Origin of the sequence: Flaviramulus basaltis (assembly GCF_900114265.1) — a bacterium.
Lineage (GTDB): Bacteria > Bacteroidota > Bacteroidia > Flavobacteriales > Flavobacteriaceae > Flaviramulus > Flaviramulus basaltis.
The window spans coordinates 1,174,635-1,198,450 of sequence record NZ_FPKV01000001.1 but is presented as its reverse complement, the minus strand read 5'-3'; the positions used below and the strand labels follow the sequence as shown (position 1 = coordinate 1,198,450).

The 23,816-nt window shown below is 33.2% G+C and carries 17 protein-coding genes and 1 tRNA gene; 4 read left to right on the top strand and 14 right to left on the bottom strand.

Annotation, left to right across the window (positions count from 1 at the left end):
- Nucleotides 1-11: 11 nt before the first annotated feature.
- The 5 genes from BT151_RS05445 to BT151_RS05425 are packed head-to-tail and all read right to left on the bottom strand — an operon-like array spanning nt 12 to nt 7,291.
- Complete coding sequence (locus BT151_RS05445; RefSeq protein WP_072400726.1) at nt 12-563, bottom strand: c-type cytochrome; 552 nt, start codon at nt 561-563, stop codon at nt 12-14.
- Nucleotides 564-570: 7 nt separating this feature from the next.
- A complete protein-coding gene (locus BT151_RS05440) occupies nt 571-1,101 on the bottom strand; it encodes a DUF3341 domain-containing protein (RefSeq protein ID WP_072400725.1) in 531 nt (176 codons plus the stop codon).
- A gap of 9 nt (nt 1,102-1,110) precedes the next feature.
- A complete protein-coding gene (nrfD, locus tag BT151_RS05435; protein ID WP_072400724.1) occupies nt 1,111-2,841 on the bottom strand; it encodes an NrfD/PsrC family molybdoenzyme membrane anchor subunit in 1,731 nt (576 codons plus the stop codon).
- Between the two features lie 28 nt (nt 2,842-2,869).
- Entirely contained in the window at nt 2,870-5,962 is a 3,093-nt protein-coding gene (locus BT151_RS05430) for a TAT-variant-translocated molybdopterin oxidoreductase (protein ID WP_072400723.1), read from the bottom strand.
- 33 nt (nt 5,963-5,995) lie between these two features.
- Complete coding sequence (locus tag BT151_RS05425; protein WP_072401005.1) at nt 5,996-7,291, bottom strand: c-type cytochrome; 1,296 nt, start codon at nt 7,289-7,291, stop codon at nt 5,996-5,998.
- 224 nt (nt 7,292-7,515) lie between these two features.
- On the opposite strand from BT151_RS05425, the gene BT151_RS05420 reads away from it, so the two are divergent.
- Entirely contained in the window at nt 7,516-7,893 is a 378-nt protein-coding gene (locus BT151_RS05420; protein WP_245794727.1) for an SPOR domain-containing protein, read from the top strand.
- A gap of 106 nt (nt 7,894-7,999) precedes the next feature.
- Here the strand turns inward: BT151_RS05420 and infB are convergent, their stop codons facing one another.
- The 3 genes from infB to rimP are packed head-to-tail and all read right to left on the bottom strand — an operon-like array spanning nt 8,000 to nt 12,585.
- Complete coding sequence (gene infB / locus BT151_RS05415; RefSeq protein ID WP_072400721.1) at nt 8,000-10,852, bottom strand: translation initiation factor IF-2; 2,853 nt, start codon at nt 10,850-10,852, stop codon at nt 8,000-8,002.
- Nucleotides 10,853-10,881: 29 nt separating this feature from the next.
- On the bottom strand, nt 10,882-12,114 hold the full coding sequence (gene nusA, locus BT151_RS05410; RefSeq protein WP_072400720.1) for a transcription termination factor NusA: 1,233 nt from the start codon (nt 12,112-12,114) through the stop codon (nt 10,882-10,884).
- A gap of 9 nt (nt 12,115-12,123) precedes the next feature.
- On the bottom strand, nt 12,124-12,585 hold the full coding sequence (rimP, locus tag BT151_RS05405) for a ribosome assembly cofactor RimP (protein WP_072400719.1): 462 nt from the start codon (nt 12,583-12,585) through the stop codon (nt 12,124-12,126).
- A gap of 135 nt (nt 12,586-12,720) precedes the next feature.
- On the opposite strand from rimP, the gene BT151_RS05400 reads away from it, so the two are divergent.
- The gene (locus BT151_RS05400; protein ID WP_072400718.1) at nt 12,721-13,545 is read left to right on the top strand and encodes a universal stress protein; all 825 of its coding nucleotides are present in this window, start codon (nt 12,721-12,723) and stop codon (nt 13,543-13,545) included.
- Nucleotides 13,546-13,551: 6 nt separating this feature from the next.
- On the opposite strand, the gene BT151_RS05395 is transcribed toward BT151_RS05400, so the two are convergent.
- From BT151_RS05395 to BT151_RS05380, 4 genes are all read right to left on the bottom strand, one after another.
- Nucleotides 13,552-14,949, bottom strand: a complete 1,398-nt coding sequence (locus BT151_RS05395) for a hypothetical protein (protein WP_072400717.1) — start codon at nt 14,947-14,949, stop codon at nt 13,552-13,554.
- 163 nt (nt 14,950-15,112) lie between these two features.
- Entirely contained in the window at nt 15,113-15,745 is a 633-nt protein-coding gene (locus BT151_RS05390) for a response regulator transcription factor (RefSeq protein WP_072400716.1), read from the bottom strand.
- Nucleotides 15,742-17,655: an ATP-binding protein gene (locus tag BT151_RS05385; RefSeq protein WP_072400715.1), complete on the bottom strand. Its 1,914-nt coding sequence runs from the start codon at nt 17,653-17,655 to the stop codon at nt 15,742-15,744. Before BT151_RS05385 ends, BT151_RS05390 begins: the two co-directional genes overlap by 4 nt.
- Before the next feature lie 229 nt (nt 17,656-17,884).
- Nucleotides 17,885-17,957 (bottom strand) — tRNA-Gln (locus BT151_RS05380).
- 150 nt (nt 17,958-18,107) lie between these two features.
- Here BT151_RS05380 and BT151_RS05375 point away from each other — a divergent pair.
- Entirely contained in the window at nt 18,108-21,422 is a 3,315-nt protein-coding gene (locus BT151_RS05375) for a glycosyltransferase family 117 protein (RefSeq protein WP_072400714.1), read from the top strand.
- Between the two features lie 13 nt (nt 21,423-21,435).
- The gene (locus tag BT151_RS05370) at nt 21,436-22,083 is read left to right on the top strand and encodes a polysaccharide deacetylase family protein (protein ID WP_072400713.1); all 648 of its coding nucleotides are present in this window, start codon (nt 21,436-21,438) and stop codon (nt 22,081-22,083) included.
- On the opposite strand, the gene BT151_RS05365 is transcribed toward BT151_RS05370, so the two are convergent.
- Nucleotides 22,080-22,376: a thioredoxin family protein gene (locus BT151_RS05365; protein WP_072400712.1), complete on the bottom strand. Its 297-nt coding sequence runs from the start codon at nt 22,374-22,376 to the stop codon at nt 22,080-22,082. The two genes, BT151_RS05370 and BT151_RS05365, sit on opposite strands and share 4 nt — an antisense overlap.
- A gap of 142 nt (nt 22,377-22,518) precedes the next feature.
- A complete protein-coding gene (locus BT151_RS05360) occupies nt 22,519-23,748 on the bottom strand; it encodes a metallophosphoesterase (protein ID WP_072400711.1) in 1,230 nt (409 codons plus the stop codon).
- Between the last annotated feature and the right edge of the window lie 68 nt (nt 23,749-23,816).

Sequence of the window (23,816 nt, the reverse complement as noted above, 5' to 3'; positions counted from 1 at the left end):
CTTATCTAATCTTACTTTTCTAAATCTGCTTTCAACTTTAATACGTATGATACTACTTGCCAACGCTCTTCTTCATTTAATTGGTTAGCATAAGAACCCATAGCATTTTTACCATAATATATGGTATGATAAATACTTCCTGCGTTAATAGCTCTTCCAGCATCATCATAAGTTGGTATACCAAGAATTTTTTCTCTTTTAACTAAATTACCTTGTCCATTTCCTTTTACACCATGGCAAATAGCACAGTATATATTATATAAAGGGCCTCCTTTTTCATAATCTACTTGAGTAGAATCTAAAGGACTAACTAAAGTTGCTTTTGCTAATTCATATCCCTCAGTTGAATTTTCAATATCAAATGGTACAAATCCTCTTGGTATAGAACCTTGTGCTGGTAACTGTGCTTCAACTCCATCTTTAAATGCAGCTTCACCATATGTTTCATATCCAGCAGACTCATACATATTTGGCATGAATTGGTAGTTTGGTGCTGTATCTTTTTTACATGATACAGTTACTAAAACGACTGCTATTACTAATATTTTAATTAAGCTTTTCATATTTATATTAATGGGCTTTATCAACTAAATTAATTTCAACTGCTCCAGTATCTTTAAGCAAGCTTTCTAATTCTTTTTCATTATCATTTACCGCAATTTCCATTAAAAAATGGTCATCTGTAGTTCTAGGGTCTGGATTTTCAGCATTTTTAAAAGGCCACATTCTACTACGTAAATAAAATGTAATAACCATTAAATGCGCTGCGAAAAACACTGTAAGCTCAAACATGATTGGTACAAATGCTGGCATGTTTTCTATATAACTAAAGCTTGGTTTACCTCCAATATCTTGAGGCCAATCTTCAATCATTATAAAATTCATCATAAGTATGGCTACTGTTAAACCAACTAAACCGTACATAAATGCAGTAATAGCAATACGAGTTGGTGCTAATCCCATAGCTTTGTCTAATCCGTGAACCGGAAACGGTGTATATATCTCTTCGATGTGATATCTTTCTGCCTTAACTTTTTTAACAGCTGACATTAATACATCATCATCGGTATAAATAGCGTGAATAACTTTTGAAGCTTCCATTGACTATATTTAGTTTATTAATTTTTTAGCTTGTCCAGACCAATCATCACGTTCTGCTCTTCCTGGGAAAGAACCTGTAATTTCATCTAGTAAGTCATATTCTCTCTTTGTCATTTTACTAACTTGGGCATAAGTAAAAATACCAATAGTATTAAGTACTCCTTCCATTTTAGGTCCAATGCCACTAATTACTTTTAAATCATCAGCAGTTTGTATGGTTGGATCAAATTTACCAACACCTTGCAATAAATTATCTAGCTTTTCTGTATTATCTTGAGAAGGCTTGCTTGCTGTTGTTTCTTCTGCAATCTTAAGATTTGATGTTCTTTCATCTGCTCCTGTTCCAACTAAACTCTCTCCTCTTTCTCTTATTTTCTTATAACGTTCTCCAGAAGATTTTAAAATTGTTTTAACCTCTGCCTGAGCAATTACTGGGAATGTTCTAGAATACAATAAGAATAATACAAAGAAGAAACCAATAGTTCCAATAAAAATTCCAATATCAACAAATGTTGGAGAGAACATTGTCCATGATGATGGTAAGTAATCTCTATGTAACGATGTTACAATAATAACAAAACGCTCAAACCACATCCCTACGTTTACTACAATTGATATAAAGAAAGAGAACATAATACTTGTTCTTAATTTCTTAAACCACATAAACTGAGGAGAGAATACATTACAACTCATCATTAATAAATATGCCCACCAGTAAGGTCCTGTTGCTCTATTTAAGAATGCATATTGTTCATATTCTACACCAGAATACCAAGCAATAAATAACTCTGTAATATATGCTACACCAACAATTGAACCTGTAATCATGATTACAATGTTCATTAATTCGATGTGTTGTACTGTAATATAGTCTTCAAGGTTACATACTTTTCTCATAATAATAAGAAGTGTATTTACCATAGCAAATCCTGAGAATACCGCTCCAGCAACAAAATATGGTGGAAATATAGTAGTATGCCAACCAGGAATAACTGAGGTTGCGAAATCAAAAGATACAATAGTATGTACGGAAAGTACTAATGGTGTTGCTAAACCTGCAAGTACCAAAGATACTTCCTCAAAACGTTGCCAATCTTTAGCACGACCAGACCAACCAAAACTTAATAATGAATATATTTTCTTTTGAAAAGGTCTAATAGCTCTATCTCTAAGCATCGCAAAATCTGGTAATAAACCTGTCCACCAGAATACTAATGATACTGATAAATAAGTTGAAATTGCAAATACATCCCAAAGTAATGGTGAGTTAAAATTCACCCAAAGTGAACCAAATTGATTTGGTATTGGTAAAACCCAGTATCCTAACCAAGGACGACCCATGTGGATGATTGGAAACAAACCTGCTTGAACAACAGAGAATATTGTCATTGCTTCTGCAGAACGGTTAATTGCCATTCTCCATTTTTGACGGAAAAGTAAAAGTACTGCAGAAATAAGTGTTCCTGCGTGACCAATACCAACCCACCAAACGAAGTTAGTAATATCCCAAGCCCAACCTACGGTTTTATTTAAACCCCAAGTTCCAATACCTGTAGATATTGTATAAATGATACATCCAATACCCCAAAGAAAAGCGGCAAGTGAAATACCAAAAACTATCCACCATTGTTTATTTGCTTTTCCTTCTACAGGTTTAGCCACATCTACAGTAACATCGTGATATGATTTTTCGCCTGTAACTAAAGGTCTTCTAATAGGTGCTTCGTAATGAGACGCCATAATTATATAATTGATTCTTTAATTAGATTTATGCTTCAGTTGTATTTCTCACTTTAGTTTGATACTGCACATTTGGCTTAGTACCAACACTTTCTAATAAGTGATACATACGATTATCTTCTTTAAGTTTTGCAACTTTACTTTCTTTATCATTAATATCTCCAAATACCATAGCTCCACTGCTACATGCAGATGAACACGCTGTTTGGAATTCACCATCTTTTATTTGACGTCCATCACGTTTAGCATCAAGAATTGTTTTCTGTGTCATTTGAATACACATAGAACATTTTTCCATAACACCACGAGAACGTACAACTACATCTGGATTTAATACCATACGCCCTAAATCATCATTCATATGATAATCGAACTCATCATTACCATTGTATAAGAACCAGTTGAAACGACGTACTTTATAAGGACAGTTATTTGCACAATATCTTGTACCTACACAACGGTTATAAGCCATGTGGTTTTGCCCTTGACGACCGTGTGAAGTTGCTGCCACAGGACAAACAGTTTCACAAGGTGCATGGTTACAATGCTGACACATAACTGGCTGGAATACAACTTGTGGATTCTCAGAACCAGATTCCATTTCTCTTAATGCTTGCTTAGTTCCTGTAAACCAACCTTCTGAATTCTCTTTCTTTTCGATATCTCCTGCAAATGATTCTTCTGAAGAATAATATCTATCAATACGTAACCAGTGCATATCACGGCTACGACGTACTTCAGATTTACCTACAACAGGCACATTGTTTTCTGCATGACAAGCTATAACACAAGCTCCACAACCGGTACATGAATTTAAATCGATTGATAAATTGAAGTGATGACCAATAGAACGATCAAACTCTTCCCATAAATCAACTTCTGGTGATGTTACTGGAGTTTCTTCATGATTTAAAGACACCATAGGAATTGCATTCCAGTACTTTTTGTCTTTTGTATTGAATACCTCTAAAGTTGTTTCTTTAATAATATCTCCACGACCCATTAAAGTATTATGCAACTGCACTGAAGCAAATTCATGCTCTCCAGCAGCTGGCTCAACAGTAACAGTTTGAGTTGTGTTGAAGTTTTGGTATAATGCATAAGCATTAACACCTGTTTGCATTTCCTCTTTTAAACCCTTTGTTCTACCATAACCAAATGACAGACCTACTGAACCTTTAGCTTGACCAGGTTGAATAATTACTGGAACTTTCAACGTTGTTCCGTTAACAGTCACATTAGCATAACTTCCGTTTAAAGCGCCATTTGCAACATGTCTATTAATTAAGCCAATGCTTTCAGCATCTGCTTTTGAAACCGTTAAATAGTTATCCCAAGATGTTCTTGTAATTGGATCTGGAAACTCTTGTAACCATGGGTTATTGGCTTGTTGACCATCACCCATACCTACTTTTGTATATAATACTAATTCTAAACCACCTTTAGATTTCGCAGAAGTAGCTAAAGCTCTAGCTGCATTTCCTGAAGGTGTTTCAGTTTCTCCTAATTCTATTGCTTCTACTTCTGTAGCAATCGTTCCAACATAAACACCATCATGTAAAGCTTTGTTGAATGAACTTCCACCTAAAATAGTAGTTCCCCAAGCGTCTTTAATATAATCGTGATAAGAACTATCATTGCCAGTCCATTTCAATAAAGCTTGTTGAAATTGTCTTGTATCAAACAAAGGACGAATAGTTGGTTGCGTTAAAGCATAATGTCCTTTTTTAATTTCAACATCACCCCAAGATTCCAAATAGTGTGGTGCTGCTGCAATATATTGTGCTTCTGAAGACGTTTCATCAACTTTCATTGAAAACGCTATAGATAATTCAGTCTTTTTTAATCCCTCAATAAAGTCTGATGCATTTGGAAATGTATAAACAGGATTAACACCACTCATAATAATCGCTGCAACTTTACCTGCTTTCATATCTGCAACTAAAGAAACCATAGCGTTATCGCTACCTTGTCTAGTTTTGATTGGTGTTGAAGCATCAAAAGCTTTACTGTTTAAAGCTTCATTAATTTCTAAAGCAACAGTTTGAGCGTTTACATCTTGAATCCCTGTAACTACCAATCCATTACTACCTGCTTTTTTAAGTTGAGAAGCTGCGTTTTTAACAGCATCTTCAATATGTTCTGGTAAATCTCCTGAAACAGAACCACCAACTACATAACTGTATAATTTAGCCAACACTAATTTTTGTTGCGTTGGAGTTAATGGCACACGTTTATCTGCATTTGCTCCAGTTAAAGACATATTAGACTCAAACTGAATGTGACGAGACATTTTACCATGATCTGGAACTTTGTTTTTTGAGTATCCAGAATCAAATCCTCCACCTTGCCAATCTCCTAAGAAATCTGCTCCAACAGAAACAATAGTCATCGCTTTAGCAAAATCATAATTTGCTAATGCACGCTCACCATATTTAGCTTGGTACGCGTCAAGTGCAGCAGATTCTGAAATAGCATCATAAACTACATGACGAACATTACCATATTTTTCTTTAAACTCTGAAATTAACTTACTAGTTGAAGGACTTCCAAAAGTTTGTGTTAATAGCACAATATCTTTACTCGCAGCAGCTATATCAGTTAATTTTTGATTTGTATCAATATCAAATGTACTCCAAGAAATAGATTCTCCAGCTTTTTTAGGCCCTTGAACTCTTAAACTATCATACAATCCTAAAACAGAAGCATTCACTCTAGCATTAGCGCTACCATTAGTAGCTGCCATAGTATTGTTTTCAATTTTAATTGGACGACCTTCACGCGTTTTAACCAAAACACTAGCAAAATCAAATCCATCAGCAATAGTTGTTGCATAATAGTTAGCAACTCCAGGAATAATTTCCTTTGGTTGTACTACGTAAGGAATTGATTTTTTTACCGGACCTTCACAAGCTGCTAATGATGCAGCAGCTGTACTAAACCCAACATATTTTAAGAAATCGCGTCGCGTTGTAGATGTTGCTTCTAATGTCTCTTTATCACCTAAAAATTCATCAGTAGGAATTTCTGCTACAAACTCGTTTTGTTTAAGCGTCTCAACAATAGAGCTATTCTCGTTAAGCTCTTCAACACTTTTCCAGTATTTCTTGTTTGATGACATATTATATAATTGAATTACTTCTTATTAAATTTATTAATAGTGGCACTTACCACATTCTAAACCACCCATTTGAGCAGCAGTCAAGTTATCTACACCATACTTCTTAGATAATTCATCATGAATTTTCTCATAATAAGCATTGTCTTTTACATTAACATTAGTTACTCTGTGGCAATTAATACACCAACCCATAGTTAAAGGAGCAAATTGATACACCTCTTCCATTTCTTCTACAGGACCATGACATGTTTGACACTCAACTCCTGCAACAGTTACATGTTGCGAGTGATTGAAATATGCGAAATCTGGTAAGTTATGAATACGAACCCATTTTACTGGCTGCGAATCTCCTGTATATTTTTGATCTGCATCACTCCATCCTGCAGCTGCGTATAATTTTTGAATTTCTCCATCATAGAAATCTTTAGAATACTCTGGACTTGTTTCTCCATTATATTCGTAAATTGATTTATGACAGTTCATACACACATTTAATGATGGAATACCAGATGTTTTACTAACTCTTGCTGAAGAGTGACAGTATTTACAATCAATTCCATTATCACCAGCATGTATTTTATGTGAAAAGTGTATTGGTTGTACTGGTTGATATCCTTGATCTACTCCTACTTGAGATAAATATCCGTAAACAAAATAAGCACTAGACAGCAAAAAGAATATCGCAACAACAATCATTAAAAATTGATTTTGCACGAAAGCTTTCCAAAGTGGCTTTCTTTTTGACACTTCTGGTAACTCTATATTTTGAGCTGAAGCAAAACGGCGTAATGTCTTGTTTACCAAAAACAACCCAGTAGCTAATAATATAAATAGAATAGCTAATGCCCCTAAAATAATTTCGTTTGAAATACCCCCAGAAGAACCTGACGCTTGCTCTACTCCTGGAACAGAACTAGGTACTGGAGGTGGAGTTGAAGCCGCCTCTGCAGTATAAGCTAAAATATTATCAATATCTTCATTTGATAATTGAGGGAATGCTGTCATTGCAGCACCACCATACTCATTATAAACTTTATTTGCGTAAGCATCACCAGACTTAATAATACCAGAACTATTGTGCACCCATGCATAAATCCACTCTCTATCTAAACCTTCACTTTCAGATAAACGAGTTTCTACATTGCGTAAAGCTGGACCAGTCATCTTCTTATCTAATTTATGACAAGCAGCACAATTGGCATTGAATAAAGATTTTCCTTTTGCTGGATCTCCTTCTTGAGCAGAAAGAGAAGTTGTAAACGCTACTAAAATAATTAAGCTTAAACGAAGAAGGTTTTTGCTTAATATACGGTGAATCACCTGTTTCATATTGTTGGTTAAATTAACTTCTAAACTTTGGTATGATTTTTTCATTTAGTAATAAAAAAAACAGTTAAAAATCTCACGCAAAAGTAATACTTAAAGTCGATTTGAGAAATGTTAGTGAAGTGTTAATTGATAATTTAGAGAGATTCTAAATAATAAAAAGAGCTACAATTAAGTTTATAACGTATACATTTGTATAAATATATTTGAAAATGAAACCATTGAATATGAAAATTAGTTTTTTTAGTGTTATTTGTTTTGCATTAACTTTAACACTCTCACATGCACAACAAGGCAGCGTAACTGTAAATCAAGATAAAAAAATTGATGCTTTGCTAGAGCTGAAAAAGGAAATGAATAAAAATGAAACTGATTCTGAGAGATATAAAATACAAATCTACAATGGAGATAGACCTGGTGCTTATGCAGCTCAAAAAGAATTTAATGAATCGTTTTCCGAATGGAATCCAACTATTTATTACCAAGAGCCTAACTTTAAAATTTGGGCTGGTAATTTTAGAACACGCTTAGAGGCAGACAGAGCTTTAAAACGTATTAAAAGAAAATTTAATAGTGCCTTTATTTTTAAGCCTAAAAAAAGTTAAAAACTATTCTAATAAACTTTTAGCAAAAAAAAGAGCAACCTAATTGGTTGCTCTTTTTTTTATTTATTTTAAATTCTGATACTTTAGAAACCTAAAATATGATGTGTTATTTTAATTTCTTTTTAACTTCAACTTCATGGAAAGCTTCTATAATATCACCTTCTTTAATGTCGTTGTAATTTTTAATTTGCATACCACAATCATAACCTTTGGTTACTTCTCTAGCATCATCTTTAAATCGTTTTAACGAGGCTAATTCCCCTGTGTAAACTACTACACCGTCACGAATTAATCGAATACCTGCGTTTCTTAGTATTTTACCGTTAGTTACCATACAACCTGCAATACTTCCAATTTTAGTAACTTTAAATATTTCTCTAATTTCGGCTGTACCTAAAATCTCTTCTTTAAGCTCTGGAGATAACATACCTTCCATAGCATCTTTAAGATCATTTATGGCGTCATATATAATTGAATATGTTCTAATATCAATTTCTTCTTTATCTGCAATCATTCTTGCATTTCCAACAGGTCGCACATTAAACCCAACAATAATGGCATCAGAAGCCGAAGCTAATAACACATCACTCTCTGTAATAGCACCCACGCCTTTGTGTAAGATATTCACTTGAATTTCTTCTGTTGATAATTTTTGGAATGAATCTGTTAATGCTTCTACAGAACCATCTACATCACCTTTAAGAATAATGTTCAACTCTTGGAAATCTCCAAGTGCGATACGACGACCAATCTCATCTAATGTAATATGACGTTGTGTTCTAACAGATTGTTCTCGTTGTAATTGTGCACGTTTAGAAGCGATTTGTTTTGCTTCACGTTCGTCTTCAAATACATTAAATTTATCACCTGCTTGTGGTGCACCATCTAATCCAAGAATAGATACTGGTGTTGAAGGACCAGCCTCAGCAACATCATTACCACGCTCATCATGCATCGCTTTTACTTTACCACTATTTCTTCCTGCCAACACATAATCACCTACGCGAAGTGTTCCTGCTTGCACAAGTATTGTAGACACATAACCTCTACCTTTATCTAAAAAGGCTTCAACTACAGTTCCAACTGCTGCTTTGTCTGGATTTGCTTTTAATTCTAATAATTCGGCTTCAAGCAATACTTTTTCAAGTAATTCTTTAACACCGGTACCTACTTTTGCTGAAATATCGTGCGATTGAATTTTACCACCCCAATCTTCAACAAGTAAGTTCATTTGAGCTAAACCATCTTTAATTTTTTCAGGATTAGCATCTGGTTTGTCTATTTTATTTATAGCAAAAACAATTGGCACTCCTGCCGCCTGTGCGTGAGAAATAGCCTCTTTTGTTTGTGGCATAATATCATCGTCTGCTGCTGCTACAATAATAGCGATATCTGTTACTTGAGCTCCACGTGCACGCATTGCTGTAAACGCCTCGTGACCTGGTGTATCTAAAAATGCTATTTTTTGACCATTTTCTAATTCTACTCCGTAAGCACCAATATGCTGTGTAATACCTCCAGACTCTCCTGCGATTACATTTTCTTGACGAATGTAATCTAGAAGTGACGTTTTACCGTGATCTACGTGACCCATTACTGTAACAATTGGTGCACGTGGTTTTAAATCTTCTGGTTTATCTTTTACTTCTTCAATAGATTCCTCTATATCTGCAGTTACAAATTCTACTTGATACCCAAATTCGTCTGCAACTATAGATAGTGTTTCCGCATCTAAACGTTGGTTCATTGTAACCATCATACCTAGCGACATACATGCCGAAATAATTTGAGTTACACTAACATCCATCATGGTTGCAACTTCACTAGCCGTTACAAACTCTGTAACTTTAAGTATTTTGCTTTCTGCTGCTTCTATTTGTTGATCAATTTCAGATTGTTCTCTGTGTTGATCTCTTTTATCTCTTCTGTATTTTGCGCCTTTTCCTTTGCTTGATTTTCCTTGAAGTTTCTCAAGTGTTTCTCGCACTTGTTTTTTCACATCCTCTTCGCTAGGCTCTTCTTTTACAACATTACGACGACCTTGTCCTGGTTTTCCTTTAAATCTATCATTTCCTCCTGGTCTATTTGGTCCGCCTGGTCTATTTGGCCCACCAGTTCCTGGTCTGTTTGGTCCACTACCATTTCCAGCTTGAGGTCCTCCAACTTTACTTATACGACGGCGTTTTCTTTTATTAGCAGCTCCTGCATCTCCAGCTTTTGCGTCTGGTTTCTTTTCTTCTTTCTTTTTCTTTGGCTTATTAAACTGACTTAAATCAATTTTATCGCCAGCAATTTTAGGACCAGTAAGTTTTTTGTATTGAGTTTCAACCTTCTCGTCTGGGGTAACCAATTCTCCATCAACGACAATCTGTTTTGGTTTTGGAGCAGCTGGTTTCTCTATTTCTTTAGGTTTTTCTTCTGCTTTTTTAGGCTCAACTTTATCAACCTTTGGAGGCTCAGGAGCCTCAGCTTTAGGTTTTACAGGCTCTTCTTTTGAAACAACAGGCTCTTCCTTTGAAGCAACAACTGGTTCTTCTTTTTTCGGAACAACAGGCTCTTCTTTTGAAACAATTGGTTTGTCTTCAACTTTTTTAGGATCTAAATCAATTTTCCCTACTTGTTTAGGACCAGCAAGTGTTTTTGAAGCTTTTACAATCTCTTCTTGTTGAGCTTTTTCTCTGGCTTGTTGGGCTTTTTGCTTTGCTTCTAATTCCTGCTCACGTTTTAAACGTAAACCTTCTTTTTCTTTTAGCTTAGCTTCACTTACTTCTTGCGACTTAACTTTTTTGCTAGCATCCGTTTCGAATTCTCCTGAAAGTAACTTGTAAGTTTCTTCAGAAATTTTCGTAGTTGGGCGCTTCTCTATATCGACACCTTTAGAATCCAAAAATTCTACGGCACGATCTAAAGAAATGTTAAGTTCGCGTAATACTTTATTTAATCTAATTGTTTCAGCCATAAATCGCCTTTAAAATACTCAAATATATGTTATTCTTCGAATTCTTCTCTTAAAATTCTAATAACGTCGTTAATTGTTTCTTCTTCTAAGTCTGTTCTTTTAACTAAATCTGCAACTTCTTGCTCTAAAATACTCTTAGCGGTATCTAGTCCAGCTTTACTAAATTCGTCAATAATCCAGCTTTCTATTTCATCAGAGAATTCTCTTAATTCTACATCTTCTTCAGCTCCTTCTCTAAATACATCTATCTCATATCCAGTTAACTGACCCGCTAAACGAATATTGTGACCACCTCTACCAATAGCTTTACTTACCTCTTCAGGTTTTAGTATAACTTCTGCGCGTTTAGTTTCTTCATTTAATTTTATTGAAGTTACTCTTGCAGGGCTTAATGCTCTTGTGATGTATAATTGTAAATTGTTTGTATAATTAATTACATCAATATTTTCATTTCCTAATTCCCGAACAATGCCGTGAATTCTTGAACCTTTCATTCCAACACAAGCTCCAACAGGATCAATTCTATCATCATAAGAATCTACAGCTACTTTTGCTTTTTCACCTGGTATTCTTACTACATTTTTAATAGTAATTAAACCATCAAAAACTTCTGGTATCTCTTGTTCAAATAATTTCTCTAAAAATATTGGCGAACTTCTAGACATAATAATTGTAGGTTTAGCGCCCTTAAGCTCTACACTATCAATTACCCCTCTCACATTATCACCCTTTCTAAAGAAATCTGAAGGAATTTGTTTATCTTTTGGTAATACAATTTCATTTCCTTCATCATCTAACAAAATAACTGCTCTATGACGAATATGATGTACTTCTGCTGTATAAATTTCGCCAACTAAATCTTTAAATTGCTTGTAAATTATGGTATTATCGTGCTCATGAATTTTAGATATTAGGTTTTGGCGCAATGCTAAAATAGCACGTCTTCCTAAATGTATAAGCTTTACTTCTTCAGATACATCTTCACCTACCTCAAAATCTGGCTCAATTTTACGAGCTTCTGTTAATGAAATTTCTTGGTTTGGCTCTTCAACCTCTCCATCTGCAACCACAATTCTATTTCTCCAAATTTCTAAATCCCCTTTGTCAGGATTTACAATAATATCAAAATTATCATCATCACCATATTTCTTTTTTAAGGCGCTTCTAAATACATCTTCTAAAATTGCCATTAACGTTACTCTGTCAATTAGCTTATCGTCTTTAAATTCTGAAAAAGATTCAATTAATGCGATATTTTCCATAACTCTGAATTAAAATTTTATCATAACTTTTGCTTCCACAATATCTTCGTAAGCGATTTTCGCTTCCTTTTTTACAGTTATTTTGCCTTTACCTACTGGTTTTGGCTCTCTAACCTTCCACTCTAATGTAATATTCTTATCTGTCGCCTCTGTAAGTATACCTTCAATTTCATCTGAAGCCATTTTTACTTTTAGCGTTCTTTCTAAATTCTTTTTATACTGACGCTTGTTTACTAAAGGCGCAGTGGCACCAGCAGACATAACCTCTAAAGAAAAATCATGTTCTTCTCTATCTATATTATGCTCTATTGCTCTACTAACAAACATACAGTCTTCGACCAAAAGACCATTATCGCCATCTATAATAATTTTTATATGATTATCACTCCCAATAGAAAAATCAATAAGAAATAAATCTGGTCTTTCTTCTAGCGCAGCTTGAAGTAAATCTGTAACTTTAGTTTTGAACATTTTTTAGTATAAAAAGAGGGGACTTTACGTCCCCTCATTTTCTTAATTCGCCTTTCAACGGTGCAAATATATAACATCTTTATTGATTTTTAAAGGAATATTTCATAAATTTAAGAACAACGAACTTATAAGATTATGAAAAAATTACTAGTGCCAACCGATTTTTCTGAACAAGCTGAAAACGCATTAAAAGTAGCCGCCCAATTAGCTAAGAAACACGATTGTGAAATTTATTTATTACACATACTTGAAATGCCCTTGCATAAAGTAGACGCCTTAAATAGTTACAGTGACTTACCAGAGGCCGTGTTTTTTATGAAATTAGCCCATCGGAAATTTGAAGCAATAAAAAGCAAAGACTACCTAGATGGACTTGTTGTGCATGAAACAGTAGATTTTCATGAGATATTTAAAGGCATATTTCATGTTTGTAAAAAACACGATATCGATTTGATTATCATGGGTTCTAATGGAATTAGTGGCTTAAGGGAAATGCTTATTGGAAGCAATACCGAAAAAGTAGTTCGCACTTCTGAAACACCAGTACTAGTTGTTAAGAACGAACACAAAACATTTAAAGTTAAAGATTTTGTTTTTGCATCAGATTTTAAAGAAGAAAGCAAGTCAACCTATAAAAAAGCCATCAAATTTGCTAATGTTTTAGATGCAAAAATGCATTTACTTATGGTAAATACACCTAATAAATTTATAACTTCACAAGATGCAAATAAGAGAATGCAAGATTTTGCAACCTCTTCTACTTTTTCTAATTATACAATCAATTTTTATAATGATATGAGTATTGAAAAAGGCATTATGAATTTTTCTCAATCTATTAAGGCCGACTTAATTGGCATGAGTACTCATGGCAGACAAGGTATTTCACACTTTTTTAACGGCAGCATAAGTGAGGATTTAGTAAATCATGCTAAGCGACCTGTTATTACTTTTAAAATATAATGGTTTTTAAGGTAAATCGACTACAATGGTGAATGCGTTTGTGAAAATTACACTACCAGCAGCATTTGTTACCTCGACATCTAAATTGTAAGTATCTTCACCAAATTCTAGAGCCAAAATATTTGTTGCTGTAATAACTCCAGTATTAGCATTGATACTTATGGCAGAACTTGGCACAGGTGAATTTATAAGACTAAATGTAAACGGTGAATTACCAGAAACTGTTGGTGTAACCGAAGACACAGGCGTTTGTGAAATTTGGGTTATGCTATTGGGGTTGTAAACTAGGTTTAAGGGAGCAATACTATTATTAGAGTTAGTTACCACAAAAGTGAACTCATTAATACCAATGTTACCAAGATTATCAGTAACCAATACTTCAACAATATATTCTCCACTACCAAGATTAAAAAGATCTGTAGAGGTTAAAACTCCTGTTGTTGCATTAATAGTTATATAGCTAGCTGCTTCTGGGCTTATCCTAAAAATCTCAAAAGCTAAAGGAGGATTAGCAATTGGGTCGTTATTATTTGTTGTCATCAATGGAGGTGAAAGAAAAATACCTGTTGTGGTTATCTCTAGACTATTTGGTGAATAATAAACCTGATTTCCATCAAAAAAAGCACTAAAAGAAAAGACATCAATAAAATCGCCATAATTACTATTCCCATCCCGAACCCTGATGCTAACATTATAATAATCTAATCCATTAGCAAGAACCAGACTGTTGGCTGTTAATATTCCTGTTGTTGGATTAATGCTGATATAATTTGTACCAATTTCTGGAGTTACGGAGATTATTTCATAAGATAAAGGTGGTATGTAGAAATTAGTTGGTAATGAAGGTGCTAAAGATGAGTATGTACGAGCTCCTATTACACTCATTGAGAAAGGATCATAACCTACGCCTTCAAGAGATTCTGTTGCTAGTGTACTAAAAGTGGCAATTTCGTATGTAAACAACTGACCTTCATTGCAGTTAGAAAAAAAAGTTTCTAAAATCAACCTAAAATCTGTAAACGCTGGCGTTTGTAAATTCTCGTATAAATAACCCCCAGAAAATAATCGTTCACTACTTTCAATAAAAGTTTCTAAAAGCGTTTCTTCCGCGTTTCCAATCCTGCTTTTTCCGTATAATTTGTATTGTACTTCAGTTGTAGTACAGTACGTTTTCTCACAATCCGCAATACCATCAAAATCATCATAATACGAAGGAAAATTCCAACGAAATACTAACCTAGTTGTTGGTATTCCTACGTTAAGTTCGTAAAGGTAATATATTGCATCAACATCATCATATTGGCTACTGCATAAAGCCCTTTCGTCGCAACTACTAGAGGTAATACTAACTGTTAATAATAATATTAAGTATTGAAGAAACCTTTGTAGTTTAAGAGTTTTCATAGCTTTAATTTTAACACTATAAAGTTATACCTATAGTATAATGTATTAATCCCTTAAAAAGGGTAAAAAGTAAAATACCTTATAAAGGGTATTTTTGAATTATAAATTACAAGTGTTGAGATGAGAGGTTGTTATGGTTATGCCTACCTATTAATAAAGTTTGTTATTCAATCCAACCGTTTTTTAAGGCCAATTTAACTAAGCCTGCAGCATTGTGAACCCCTAATTTTAAATAGATATTTTTACGATGGGTTTCAATAGTCATGGGGCTTAAATGTAGTTTTTCGGCAATCTGGCTTGTAATGAATTGATTTGAGATTAATTGAATAATTTCAAGTTCTCGCTCTGTAAGTGGTGCTTTGTTTTCTTTTTGTCGATGTATCGATTTCATAATACTTTCTGTAACCAAAGTGCTATGGTATGGCTTCCCATTCATAATAGTTTGAATGGCAATTATCAATTCTTCTTTTCCAGCATCTTTTAGTATATAACCATCTGCCCCAGCTTTAAGCATTTGCTTAATGAATGATGCATTTTTATGCATGGTCAATGCCAAAATTTTTATTTCAGGGTATGTTTTTTTAAGTTCTCGGGTAGTATTAATTCCATTTTTTATAGGCATCTCAATATCCATTAATATAATATCTATAGAATTTAAGTTGGCTAATTCGAGAACCTCAACTCCATTTTGTGCTTCTCCTACAATAATTATTTTCGTTTCATCTTCTAATAAAGAGGTTAAGCCTTCTCTAAAAATGGTGTGATCATCTGCAATTAGTAGACTTATTATACTCATACCAAAGGAATATTAATATTTATTGAAGTGCCTTTATCCAAAAGACTATCTATTTGTATGGTGCCTTTTAAAAATTGAACTCTAGAGTATATATTTTGCAACCCTGTACCATTATTTGTATTATTTATCTTAAAACCATTACCATCATCTTCAATTATAACATTCAACTCATTTTGATGTTTAGTAAATTGTAAAGTGCTCTTTGTGGCTTGTGCATGTTTTTGAATATTTTGTAATAATTCTTGTATAATTCTATATATATGAAGTTCTTTTATATCATCTAGACGTTCTTCCATACCAAAATGAACGAAATCTACTTTGATCTTTTTAGCAGAAACAATTCCTTCAACTGTATTTTCTATAGCATTTATCAAACCAAATTTCACTAATTCTTCAGGCATCATATTATGAGCAATTCTACGCGTTTCATCTGCAGTTTGGCTTAGTAGTTGCTGTGTTTTTTTTATTTGTTCCTGCTGCTCTTTATTGACGGTTATTAGCTTTGATAATTGATTGGAAACCGCTGCTAACATGGCACCAACACTATCATGTAAATCGCGAGAAATACGATGCTGTTCTTTTAATTCGGTTTTAGCCATAGTTTCAACAACTGCTTGTTGTTTGTTTATATTATATTTTTGCCTGAAAACCATAAAAATTGATAGTCCAATAACAGCTAAGATTGCACCACTAAATAATATTGTTTTAATAAATGAATTCTTTTTGGAGATAGTAACTTCCTTTTTTAGGTTTTCATCTGATAAGCTCAAAATCTCATTTTGTTTTTTTTCGGTTTCATACTTGGTTTCGAGTTCCTTAACCATATTAAGGTGTTTTTCATTAGATATAGTGTCTTTCCAAGCTTCATAAAGTAATCTGTTTTCGAAAGCATTTTTGTAATCATCCATTTCAGCTAGTAAATTAGACTTTAAATCGTAAACAAACTTAATGCCTTCTTTGAACTTGATTTTTTTTGCTAATACTAAAGCAGAATCCAATAATTTAATTGCTCTATCTGGGTTTTTTGTATTGCCTTCCAAAGAAGCTAAATTTTGAAGCGTATAAATCACACCAATTTGATCATCTATTTGCTTGCTAATGGTTATAGATTGGTAATAATAATTTTTTGCCTTATCAAACTCCTCTAATTGTTGGTATAGTCTACCCATATTTTGAAGTGTAATAGCTACTTCTAATTGATCATTTAGTTTACGTTTCATTAATAAGGCCTTATCAAAAGCAACTTTGGCCTCTTGTAATTTGCCTTGAGAATGATTAATGATAGCAATATTGCCCAAGATTTTTGCAGTGAATATATCTATGCTATTTTTTTTACTAATGCTTAGTGCTCTTGTATAGTAGGACAAAGCAGAATCTAAATCGTTTAAATACCAATATATGGTCCCTAAATTATTTAAAGATCTTACGATGCCGTTGGGATCATTTATTTTTTCAGAATCTGCCAATGATCTTAAATGCCATTTAGCAGATTCATCATAATGAGCCATTTGCATGAGTGCTTGTCCATAGTTACTAAAAGACTGTATCCGCTCTAAAGATGGTTTTGATTTACCTGATAAAATTGCTAAAGCGTTCTTTGTAGCCACTATTGAGCTATCGGGTTGACCACGGTCACACCAATAAAGCGCTAACCCATTGTAGCCATCAATAACACCTTTAGTGTAATTTATATCTTGAGATAGATCTAGTGCTTTCCTAATATAAAACCCCATAGAATCTGTGTCATTTCGTAAGTTTTCAACAAGATTGTAATATGTCTTTACTTTGTCCTCCCCTTTTTGAGTAGTCAGGACAGCAAGCAGGCTATCAATTCTTGTAGACTGCGCATTGATTGCTTGAAATAAAATTAGACAGTAAAAAAGCAATATATAGCTTAATAACTTTCTCATTTTAGTTTTTTTTATATTTATATAAAGATATTAAATTTGTTATATTAAAATGTGCCAACTAAATTAATCGAGAGTTAGAGCATCATCATATTATAAAAAGTGTAACAGTTTTGATTGTTTTGAAGAAAATTTAGGTAAATTTTAAGCTCAAGCTTAAAAGGAAATTCTAAAATATTAAAAAACAAAAAGTCCCTACTTTTTTATAAGTAAGGACTTTATTCAATTTTTGTTGGCCTACTAGGGCTCGAACCTAGACTCTTTGGTACCAAAAACCAACGTGTTGCCAGTTACACCATAGGCCAATGTGCAATTGAGGGTGCAAATTTAGTATAAAGTTTTATTTGCACAAGCATTTTTTGAAAAATAATTAGAAAAACTTAACGTTTACTTAAAAACATTTGCATTAACATATTTATTATTAAATTCGCCAAAGCAAATAAACATAGTTATACATGGCACATTTCAACTATAAAAAATGGAACACTTTATTGGGTTGGTTCTCTTTTTTAATAGCACTTATCACCTATACTTTAACAGTTGAACCTACGGTAAGTTATTGGGATGCCGGAGAATACATCTTAACTTCATCAAAACTTCAAGTTGGTCACCCACCAGGAGCGCCTTTATTTCAAATGATGGGTGCCTTCTTTTCAATATTCACTTTTGGAAATAATGAGCTTATTGGTTGGATGATGAATATGATGAGTGCCGTATCGAGTGCATTTACTATTTTGTTTATGTTTTGGACCATTACCTTATTGCTTAAAAAATTATTGGGACATAAAACCGAGTTTACCAAAAGCAAGGCAATGGCTATTTTAGGCAGTGGTTTAGTAGGCAGTTTAGCTTTTGCGTTTACAGATTCTTTTTGGTTTAATGCTGTTGAGACTGAAGTTTACGCCATGGCAACTTTAATTATGTCTATTTTATTTTGGCTTGGTTTACGTTGGGAGCAAGACATGAATGAACCTCGAGGTAATCGTTGGCTTATTTTAATTGCTTTTGTTATTGGTTTATCTTTTGGAGTTCACTTTATGGGTTTATTAACTATTCCCGCAATTGGACTTATTTACTATTTTAAAAATTACAAAACCATTACTATTAAAAACTTTATTATTGCTAATGTAGTTTCGGTAGCTGTTTTACTTTTTATATTTAAGCTTTTAGCACCTAATATTCTTAAAATATTTAGTGTTTTCGAAATCTTTTTTGTGAATACTATTGGGCTTCCTTTTAACTCAGGTTCTGTTATCGCAGGTATTTTCTTAGTTGCTATTATTCATTATGCTTTAAAATACACTAGAAAAAAAGAGTTTGTACATTTAAATACCGGTATTCTTTGTTTAACCTTTGTTATTATTGGTTTTTCAACTTGGTTAATGTTGCCTATTCGTGCCAATGCCAATGTGGTTATTAATGAAAACAAACCATCTAGTGCTAGAGAATTATTAGCTTATTATAACTTAGAGCAATACCCAGAAACACACTTGTTTTATGGACCTCAGTTTACAGATCAATATGCTTACTTAGATGACAATAATCCTTATATAGATGATAAGCCTAAATATGAAAAAGATTACAAAAAAGGTGAATACGTAGTTGTAAACGATTTTAAAAACGCAAAGCAAAATTACAATTCAAAACACGCCTCTATTTTACCACGAATGTGGAGCGCAGAACATGCCGAAAACTATATGATGTTTTCTGGATTTTTAGATTTTAAGCTAAAGCCAGAATACCAAATGGAAAACGAATTGCGTACAGCTGTTTCAAAATTCAAAAATGATGTTGCTCAAGGCAATATAGATTATGAAGACTATAACAACTTTTTAAAACGTTTTAAAAGTTATATCGATATTGAAAAACCATCATTAGCTAGCAACATAGCTTACATGTTTGAATATCAATTAGGCTATATGTATTGGCGTTACTTTATGTGGAATTTTGCTGGAAGGCAAGATGATATTCAAGGTAGATACGATAATCATGGCAATTGGATAACCGGTATAAAACCTTTAGACAAATTACATTTAGGTTACTCTCAAGATAGTTTACCAAGCGATGTTAAAAATAACAAAGCAAGAAATACCTACTACTTGTTTCCGCTCATTTTAGGGCTTATTGGTTTTTTCTTCTTATTTAATAAAGACAAAAAACTATTTTGGGTCATGCTAGTATTTTTCCTTTTTACAGGAATTGCCATACAAGTATATACCAATGTTCGCCCGTTTGAACCTCGAGAACGAGATTACTCGCTAGTTGGCTCTTTTTACGTGTTTGCACTTTGGATAGGTTTTGGAGTTTATGCGATTTATGATGTTCTTAAAAAATATGTACCCAAAAAATTAGCAGCACCTATAATATCTATAGCTTGCTTGCTTTTAGTGCCAACTATTATGGCTGCAAATAATTGGGATGACCATGATAGATCTGATAAATATACTGCCAAAGCCATGGCAAGAATGTATTTAGATTCTTGTGCAGAAAATGCCATATTATTTACTATTGGAGATAATGACACCTTCGCCCTTTGGTATGCACAAGAAATTGAAGGTTACAGGACCGATGTTCGAGTTGTAAACACCAGTTTATTTCAAACCGATTGGTATATAGACCAAATGAAGCGTAAAGCTTATGAAAGTGATCCTGTACCATCGCAATTAACACACGATTTATACAAATATGGTACTAACGATTATATTGTAATCCAACAAGTAATAAATGATACTTTAAACATTAAGCAATTTTTAGATTTTGTTGGAAGCACAAACCCAAGAACAAAATATAAATATGTGCTGCAACAACAAGAAGTAGATTTATCTCAAGTTCGCTCTCAAGATTTAAATGCTACCTATATGCCAACTCCGCATTTACGAATTCCTGTAAATAAAGATAATGCTATAAAGTCTGGCATAGTAAAACCTAAAGACGCAGACAAAATAGTGCCTTATATAGACATTAACGTAGAAGGAGGAGCACTTTATAAAAACAGATTGCTAATGCTCGATATTGTAGCTAATAATGATTGGAAACGTCCTATTTATTTTACTGGCGGTAGTTTTGGAGACGATGACTATATCTGGATGAAAGACTATTTACAGCTTGATGGTATGTGCTACAAATTAGTTCCTATAAAAACACCTGTAGATAGAGCAAATCCTTTTGATATGGGGCGTGTTGATAGTGATTTAATGTACGAAAAAGTTAAAAAATGGGATTGGGGCAACAGCGGAAGCCCAGACATTTATCATGATACAGAAACACGTAAAAACTCTATTACTTACAGAGGCAATTTAGCACGTTTAATTGAGCAATTAATTAATGAAGATAAGCTAGATAAGGCTGAAGAAATAGCAGATATCGCTATGAATAATATGCCTGTGGAATACTTTGGATATTACACTTTGTTAGAACCGTATATTGAAGCATATTATCAAATTGGAAACAAAGAAAAAGCACAACGCTTATTTAAAGATGTGGCTAAAAAATATCAAGAAAACCTATCTTATTACAGCAGCTTAACCGTTGATAATCAAGAGCGTTTATTTGAAGAAATTTATACCGATATTCAACGTTATAAAGGGCTGGTTGATGTGTTAGTTAAACATGACATTGATTTTGCCGAAAAAGAAGGAGATGTATTCAATAATTATCTAAAAGCCTTTAAACACTTTTATGGCGATGACGAACCAAAAGAAGAAGACATAAAAACAGATATAGACATTCCTTTAGATAGTAGTAGTTTACAAATTGATACAACAAACTAATTTGTCATAAGGCATGACCTTAACACCCATAAAAACACCTTTGGTTGCAAAAAAATTGTTTCCAAATTATATTTGGGATATACATACAACTGAAAAGGTTATTTACTTAACGTTTGATGATGGTCCAACTCCTGAAATCACCAATTGGATATTAGCTATTTTAAAGCCATACCATGCAAAAGCCACTTTTTTTTGTATTGGAAATAACATTGAAAAACATCCTGAAATTTTTCAAAACTTATTAAATAGCGGTCATACTATTGGGAACCATACTCAAAACCATATAAAAGGATGGAAAACTAAAGCAAAAGAGTATTTAAAAGACGTTGATAAAGCCGAAAAAGTTATTCTTTCTCAAAATAAAACAGCATCCAAAACTAATCTTTTTAGACCTCCTTATGGCAGAATAACACCTAAACAAGGTAAAAACCTTATGGCGTTAGGCTATAAAATTATTATGTGGGATGTGTTGTCTTTTGATTGGGAAAAAAGCATAACCCAAGAAACCTGTTTAAATAATGTGGTTTCAAAAGCTAAAAACGGAAGTATTATTGTGTTTCACGATAGTTTAAAAGCATCAAAAAACATGCAATACGCATTACCTAAAGTTTTAGAATATTTTAGTAAAAAGGGCTTTAGATTTGAATCTTTAAAATTTTAAACGTATTGCTGAATAATACCAATAAGTGTATTAGCATCTTGCTCTCCGCTTTGGCGCCATTTCATTTCGCCATCTTTATAAATAATTAGCGTTGGTAAGGTTTTAACACGCAATGCTTCTGCTAACTCTTCATTTTTTTCAACATCAATTTTAATAACTTTAGCCTTATCACCTAGAGCTGCAGCAACATCTCTTAATGTAAGATGCATTGTTTCTGATTGGTCATTCCACTCTGTATAAAAATCTAACAAAACAGGAATTTCTACATCTATAAGTTCCCCAAATTTTGACATATCTTAATGCTTTAGTTCAAACATCTTATTACAAACCTACGTAATTTTTCTATATAATTGTATAATATAGGTTTTATGTGGGTTTACTATGGCTTCTTTTTCAATAAACCTTTAACCTAGTAAATATAACATTTCCATGTAACTAAGTTGTACTTGTTCCTTTTTTAAGCTCTATAACTGTAATTTCGGGCCAAATCCCAACACGTCCAGGATAACCTAAATACCCAAATCCTCTGTTTACATTAATGTATTGTCCCATTTCTTTATAGATACCTGCCCAATATTTATAGCGCCATTTTACAGGGCTCCATTTAATCCAACCTGGTATTTCTATCCCGAACTGCATACCATGTGTATGCCCGCTTAATGTGAGATGGTAATGGTAATCATCATCAATAACTTCTGCTTCCCAGTGTGATGGATCATGACTCATTAATATTTTAAAATCGTTTGGTTCTATATTTTGTGCTGCTTTTTTTAAATCGCCTGCTTTTTTAAATCCGCCTTTACCCCAATTTTCAACGCCAACAATAGCTAAGCGCTGTCCGTCTTTTTCAATAAATCTACTTTCATTTAAAAGTATATCGTAGCCCATGTCTCTTTGCAATTGAACTAAATCGACTAAGTTTTGTGCTTTCTCATCTGGCGAATCCCAATCTACATAATCACCATAATCATGATTTCCTAGTACAGAAAACACACCATCTTTCGCTTTTAACGTTCCAAATAAATCTTTCCATGGTAACATTTCTGAGCTTTTGTTATTTACCAAATCTCCAGTAAACAAAATAACATCAGATTTTTGCTCATTTATAAGGTTAACGCCATACTCAATTTTCTCTTTATTATCAAAACTTCCAGAGTGTATGTCACTTATTTGAGTAATTTTATAACCATCAAAAGCTTCAGGCAAATCTTCAAAATGCAAGGTGTAGTTTAAAACTCTAAAACGATACTTACCTCTATACATGCCATATAAAAGTGATGCAAAAGGAATTGCTGCTAAACCTACTGCTACTTGACTAATAAACTTTCTTCTTGATGGCAAATAGAAAACATCCTTGGTAGTTACTAATCGATCATACAAACCTAAAATAAATCGAATAATATCTTCTCCCAGCAAAATTGGTATAATTACTAAATTGAAAGATATAAAGGCTAATAAAAACCCAAAAGCATAACTTTTTACAGGGTTTAAAACACGCCCTTCTGAAGAAGATAAAAATTGAAATAAAAAATTACCAACAACTATAAGCGCAATCGCAAGAAACAGATAATGAATCCATGTGCTTTTGGTTACTGTTCTTATAGCTTGAAAACCATAAATAGTAATTACAATATAAATTATGATGAATATAATCCAACGTAGCATATTTCTTTTTTATTGGTAAAGTTAACAAATAAGCTCACCCTTTTTCTTATGGAATTGTTAAAGTAAAA